This is a genomic window from Neisseria sp. P0022.S010, from assembly GCF_051956635.1.
Genome location: NZ_JBQCXF010000742.1, coordinates 1 through 1,011 on the forward strand (window position 1 = coordinate 1; position 1,011 = coordinate 1,011).

1 protein-coding gene and 1 pseudogene are annotated in these 1,011 nt (G+C 52.6%); both read right to left on the reverse strand.

Going from position 1 to position 1,011, the window contains the following annotated elements; genetic code table 11:
• A pseudogene (locus ACTHUT_RS21095) lies at positions 1-236 on the reverse strand (hypothetical protein); the annotation flags it as partial.
• A gap of 13 nt (positions 237-249) precedes the next feature.
• Positions 250-1,011, reverse strand: a 762-nt coding sequence (locus ACTHUT_RS21100; protein WP_440419757.1) for a glycosyltransferase, incomplete at its 5' end; no start/stop codon positions are given.

Genomic DNA, 1,011 nt, shown 5'->3' on the forward strand with positions numbered 1-1,011 from the left:
CCTAAAGACACGTTTTTGCTGTATCCGCTTTCTTCCAACAGCATGACTTTCAGACGGCCTTGTGAGGCGGCCTCGGCATCTTCGGGCCGTCTGAAAGATTTGTCGTAGTGCTTGAAGTTGCTGGTAATCAGCAACACGTCATGCGACTGCGACAACAGCTCGGCAAGATACCAGAAGCGGTTGAAATGCGGCTCGGACGGCAGCGAGCAATAAGGGGCGACGATGGTAATGTTCATGTTTCAGACGGCCTTACATTTCGTACGCAGCCATGGTGGTGCGGTAGATTTCGTCGTCAGAGCATAAAGTTTCGACGTGTTTGTGCAGGGCTTTGCCCATTTGACCGCGCAGCTCTGGATGCTTGATGAGTGTATCGACGGCTTCGATAAACGCTTCGTCATCGCCGAAAGGAATGCAGTAGCCGGTTTGGCCGGTGATGACCATTTCGGAAATGCCCGCCATGTTGTAGGTCACGACAGGTGTGTCGTAGAGGCCGGCTTCCAAAATATTGTTGCCGACGCCTGCACCGTGGTCGCCCACGCAATGCGGCGTGTTCACCAAAATATCGACTTCTTTGAAGTAGCCGGTCAAGTCGCGGACGCCGCCGAGGAAGGTAACTTTGTCTTCAATGCCCAAACGTTTGGCTTGGGCTTTGAGGTTGTCCATTTCTTCGCCGATGCCTGCAACGTTGAGGCGTACAGGCATACCGCGGTCAACCATTTTCTTGAGAATGTCCAACATCAGATGCACAGCACGGACGGTGTCCAAACGGGAAAGCGTGCCCAGTTGGACATAGTCTTTGACTGTTTTTTCAGGAACGTAATCCGCTTTGTGCAGGGCGTTGTAAGTGTAGGTGATGCGGTTGGCAGGGAAACCGTAACGGATGAGTTTTTCGCGTTCGTGTTTGCAGTTGCCGATGATGTACACGCCCAGCTTGTCGAAAAGCTTGGCAATTTTCGGATAAGTTTCCGGATCAAGGCCGCGCGCGTGGTAGAACACTTTGGTTTTCGGCGA